The sequence below is a fragment of the Mitsuaria sp. TWR114 genome, from assembly GCF_007997345.1.
In genome coordinates this window covers 1-4,825 of sequence record NZ_VOSR01000761.1, presented here as the reverse complement: position 1 = coordinate 4,825, position 4,825 = coordinate 1, and the positions used below count along the sequence as shown (strand labels likewise).

The following is a 4,825-nucleotide window of genomic DNA, read 5'->3' as shown; positions in this document are numbered from 1 at the left end:
CGGCCGCGCGCAAGGCCTTGCGGCGCGAGGTGCAGATGGTGTTCCAGAACCCCTACGCCGCCTTGAATCCGCGCAAGACCATCGCGTCGACGCTGGCGGAGCCGCTGGTGATCAACACGACGCTGGGCCGTGCCGAGCGGCGGGAGCGGATCGAGGCGCTGGCGGCCAAGGTCGGCCTGCGGCCGGAGCACCTGCAGCGCTACCCGCACATGTTCTCGGGCGGCCAGCGCCAGCGCATCGCGATCGCGCGGGCGATGGTGATGCAGCCCGGCATCGTGGTCGCGGACGAGCCGACCTCGGCGCTGGACCTGTCGATCCAGGCGCAGATCCTCAACCTGTTCATGGACCTGCAGGAGGAGTTCGGCACCGGCTACGTGTTCATCTCGCACAACCTGGCGGTGGTGGAGCATGTGGCCGACGAGGTGATGGTGATGTACCTGGGCCGCGCGGTGGAACACGGGGACAAGCGCCGCATCTTCGCGCGGCCGCTGCACCCGTACACGCAGGCGCTGATCAGCGCGACGCCGGCGCTGCGTCCGGCCGACCGCCGCCAGCGCATCCGCATCCACGGCGAGCTCCCGAGCCCGCTCAAGCCCCCGACCGGTTGCGCGTTCCACCAGCGCTGCCCGCTGGCCCTCCCGCGCTGCGCCGAGGTCCGCCCCGAACTGCGTGAGCTGGACGGGCGGGTGGTGGCGTGTGATGTGATCTGAGCCTGCGATTGCAAGGGGGGACGCGGCTCAACCCCCCGTTCCAAGTCAGCAATTCGACTGGTCGATGCGATTGCCGATCCGAGCGGGTCCAAGTGAAATGACGTCCCCTTCGTTCCGACAGGTGACCTCATGCCCCTCCGTACGCCCGAGATCTCTACCCCGCCCTTGAGCCGTCCCTACCGACCGCGCCTCGAGGCGACACCCATAATCGTCTCGCCTGAAGGAGCCGATATGGAAGCCAGCGACCACGAACTCACCGTCACCCTCTCCGAGTTCAAGAAGCAGACGGCGCTCGTCCTGGACGCCGCCAACCATCGGCCGATCACCGTGCTTCGCAACGGCCATGCGGCCTTCTACGTGATGGATCCCCTCCTGTACGAGGCCATCATGGACGACCTCGCGGACCAGGCCACCTACAAGAAGACGATCGAGCGCCTCGCGGACAAGTCCACGCTGATCGAGGTCGACCTTGACGAACTCTGAACCGCCACCGGGACCCCGCCCGTATGGCCTGCGCTTCCTTCCGCAAGCCTGGGATGAATGGCGGGCGCTGGACGGATCGATTCGCCAAGCGCTCAAGGGCTTGCTGATCAAGCGACTGCATCGTCCTCATGTGCCGGGGTCGGCGCTGAAGGGCGAGCTCTCCGGCCTCTACAAGATCAAGCTGCTGCGGCAAGGCATCCGCCTCACTTACGGCGTCGAAGACGGCCTGCTGATCGTCATCGTGTTTTGCGTCGGCAAACGGGAAGGCGCCTTGGCCTACCGCATGACGCTGGTCCGCCTCAAGCAGGCGAGAGGGGCGGGCAACGGGCTACCGCTGAAGCCAGCGCCCGCATAACCCGGTGTTATGGTCCAACCGCCCCATTTCAGTTGTGACCGTCGCGCCCGCGTTTCGACAATGCGCCGGCTAGCCCTCCCCCCCGATGCGCCCTGCCCTTTCCCTCTCGCTGGCCGCGTGGCTGCTCGCGGCACTGCCCGTCGTCCAGGCGGCCGATGCCGCCGCGCCCAAGCCGCTGGTCTACTGCACCGACGCCAGCCCCGAGGGCTTCGATCCCGGCCTGTGGGATTCCGCCAGCACCAACAACGTCAACAACCAGATGTTCCAGGGGCTGGTCCGCTTCGAGCGCGGCGGCACCGCGCTGCAGCCGGCGCTCGCCACCGCCTGGACCATCAGCCCCGACGCCCGCGTCTTCACCTTCACGCTGCGCGAGCACGTCCGCTTCCACACCCGCCCGTGGTTCACTCCCACGCGGCCGATGAATGCCGACGACGTGCTGTTCACCTTCGGCCGCTTCCTCGACCGCGAGCACCCGTTCAACAAGGCCTTCCCCGCCAACTTCATCTATCCGCAGAACCTGGGCCTGGCCAAGGCGATCACGAAGATGGAGAAGCTCGACGACCGCACCGTCCGCTTCACCCTCGCGCAGCCCAACGTCACCTTCGTCACCTGGTTCGCGATGGCCTTCGCCGGCATCCAGTCGGCCGAGTACGGCGCCCAGCTGCTGCGCGAGGGCAAGGCCGCGCAGATCAACCGCCTGCCCATCGGCACCGGTCCCTACCGCTTCCGCAGCTATGCCAAGGACGACGTCGTCCGCATGGAAGCCAACCCCGACTACTGGGGCGAACCGCAGAAGACGCAGAAGCTGATCTTCACCATCAGCCGCGAGGCCGCGGTGCGAGTTCAGAAGCTGCTTGCCGGCGAATGCCAGATCACCTCGCCGCTGCGCGACATCGACGTCGGCGCCATCGACCGCCATCGCGAACGCATCCGGCTGGAGAAGATCCAGGCGCTCAACATCTCCTACCTGTCCTTCAACCTGCGCAAGCCGCCGACCGACAACCGGCTGGTGCGCGAGGCGCTGGACATCGCCGTCGACCGCGACGCGATCTTCCGCGCGCTGTTCCCGCGCGGCGACGCGATGCAGGCGGTCAACCCGTTCCCGCCGGCCATCCCGGGCTACAACCGCACGCTGAAGAACGAGTACGACCCCAAGCGCGCCAAGGCCCTGCTCCGGCAGGCCGGCTTCCCGGACGGCCTGGACATCGACCTCTGGGCACTGCCCGTCACGCGCCCGACCAATCCCAACGGCCAGTTGATGGCGCAGCTGATCCAGCAGGACTGGGCCCGCATCGGCGTGCGCGCGCAGATCCGCACCTACGAATGGGGCGAGTACCTCAAGCGCGCCAACGCCGGCGAGCACTCGGTCTACATGAGCGGCTGGTCCGGCGAGAGCGGCGACGCCGACGACTTCCTGACGCCCAACCTCAGCTGCGCCACCAACAAGTCGGGCGTCAAGTTCTGCAACCCCGAGTTCGAGCGCCTGATCGACGCGGCCCGCGCCACGCCCGACCAGGCGCGGCGCATCGCGCTCTACGAGCAGGCGCAGGTGATCTTCAAGCGGGAGCGCCCGTGGATCACGATGGCACACTCGACGGTCTACATCCCCACCAGCAAGGACCTGCGCGGCTTCAGGATGCAGCCCAACGGCGGGGTGGTCTTCGAGAACGTCTACCGTGAATAAGCCTGCTCTTCCTCTTCGCGCGCCGGCCCGAGCGCCGGGCCGCCCCCGGCCGGGCCGGGCCCCCTCGGGGGGCCGGACGACGTATTCGCCGGCCGGGGGGCCGACATGAGGCTTCGTCACATTGAAGTCTTCCACGCCATCATGCAGGCCGGCACGATCAGCGGCGCGGCGCAGCTGCTGCACATCTCGCAGCCGGCCGTGACGAAGGTGCTGCAGCACTGCGAGCTGCAGCTGGGCATGCCACTGTTCGACCGCGTGCGCGGCAAGCTGTATCCGACGCCGGAAGCGCAGCGGCTGTTCGTCGAGATCGACAAGCTCAACCGCGACCTGGTCGCGATCCGGCGCCTGGCGGCCAACCTGCGCGGCGGCGAGTCCGAATCGCTGCGCCTGATGGCCACGCCGACGCTGGGCGCCGCGGTGATTCCGGCGGCGATGACGCACTGGGCGCAGGCCTTCCCGCGCAGCCGCTGCCAGCTCAGCACCAACCACACCCGCGAGATCGTCTCGGCGCTGCTGCTGGGCGAAGCCGACCTGGCGCTCAGCCTGCAGGACCCGCGCCACCCCGGCATCAAGGCCGAGGTGCTGGCCAGCGGCACGATGATGGCGCTGTGCCCGGTGCAGGGCCCCGAGGCGCAAGGCAGCGGCCCGCTGCCGCTGGAGGAGATCCAGTCCGAGCTGATCGCGATGGCCGAGGACGACCCGCTGGGCCACATGCTGCACAACGCCAGCGAGGCCGAGGGCCGGCACCTGGACAGCCGCATCACCGTGCAGACCTACCAGCTCGCCCGCGCGCTGGTGGAGGCGGGCGTGGGCATGACCGTCGTCGATCCGTTCACCGCCGCGTCGGCGGACCCGACCCGGGTCAAGGTCCGGCCGCTGGCGCCGCCGATGGCCATCCACCTCTACCTGCTGACCTCCGCCAGCGCGCCGCTGGCCCAGGCGGCGCGCCGGCTGGTCACCTACCTGCGGGACGCGGCCCGCGCCAACCTGGACAGCCTCGCCGGATGAATGCCATTCCCTGCGAAGAGATCGCGGCGCACACCGAGTTCCGCTCGCTGCTCACCATCCCCGGCATCGCGGTGGACCTGCGCTACGCGACGCCGGACAACTTCGTCGGCCGCAACGTCTACGGCGGCCTGGACTGCGCCTTCCTGCGCCGCGAGGCCGCCGATGCGCTCGCCGAGGCGGCCGCCTGGCTGGCTCGCCACTGCCCGGGCATGACGCTGGTGGTGCTGGATGCGCTGCGACCGCAGCGGGTGCAGGAAGCGCTGTGGGCCGAACTGGAGGGCACGCCGCTCACCAGGTACCTGGCCCACCCGGCGCGGCGCTCGATCCATTCATTCGGCATGGCCGTCGACGTGACCCTGCTGGACGATCAGGGCCGCGAACTCGACATGGGCACCGGTTTCGACGAAATGACGCCGGCCTCGCACCCCGAGTTCGAGGCCGAGCAGCTCGCCGCGGGCGGCCTCACCCCGGACCAGCTGCGCCATCGCGGCTGGCTGCGCGCGGCGATGCGCCATGCCGGCTTCCAGACCATCACGACCGAGTGGTGGCACTTCGACTTCGGCGACCGCGAGCGCGTGCGCCGCG

6 protein-coding genes are annotated in these 4,825 nt (G+C 69.2%); all 6 read left to right on the top strand.

All coding sequences use genetic code 11. The features are described 5' to 3' along the window. Positions 1–710, top strand: a 710-nt coding sequence (locus FUT87_RS23830; protein ID WP_147242599.1) for a dipeptide ABC transporter ATP-binding protein, incomplete at its 5' end; no start/stop codon positions are given. A gap of 231 nt (positions 711–941) precedes the next feature. Next, positions 942–1,193, top strand: coding sequence for a type II toxin-antitoxin system Phd/YefM family antitoxin (locus FUT87_RS23825; RefSeq protein WP_091729025.1), 252 nt, complete (start codon positions 942–944; stop codon positions 1,191–1,193). A gap of 100 nt (positions 1,194–1,293) precedes the next feature. Continuing rightward, entirely contained in the window at positions 1,294–1,548 is a 255-nt protein-coding gene (locus FUT87_RS23820) for a type II toxin-antitoxin system RelE/ParE family toxin (RefSeq protein ID WP_222617255.1), read from the top strand. An 85-nt stretch (positions 1,549–1,633) separates the two neighbouring features. Further along, a complete protein-coding gene (locus FUT87_RS23815; RefSeq protein WP_147242598.1) occupies positions 1,634–3,232 on the top strand; it encodes an ABC transporter substrate-binding protein in 1,599 nt (532 codons plus the stop codon). Positions 3,233–3,337: 105 nt separating this feature from the next. Continuing rightward, complete coding sequence (locus FUT87_RS23810) at positions 3,338–4,240, top strand: LysR family transcriptional regulator (protein WP_091729036.1); 903 nt, start codon at positions 3,338–3,340, stop codon at positions 4,238–4,240. Next, a partial coding sequence (locus FUT87_RS23805; protein ID WP_147242597.1) for a M15 family metallopeptidase occupies positions 4,237–4,825 on the top strand: 589 nt, incomplete at its 3' end. The genes FUT87_RS23810 and FUT87_RS23805, both read left to right, overlap by 4 nt.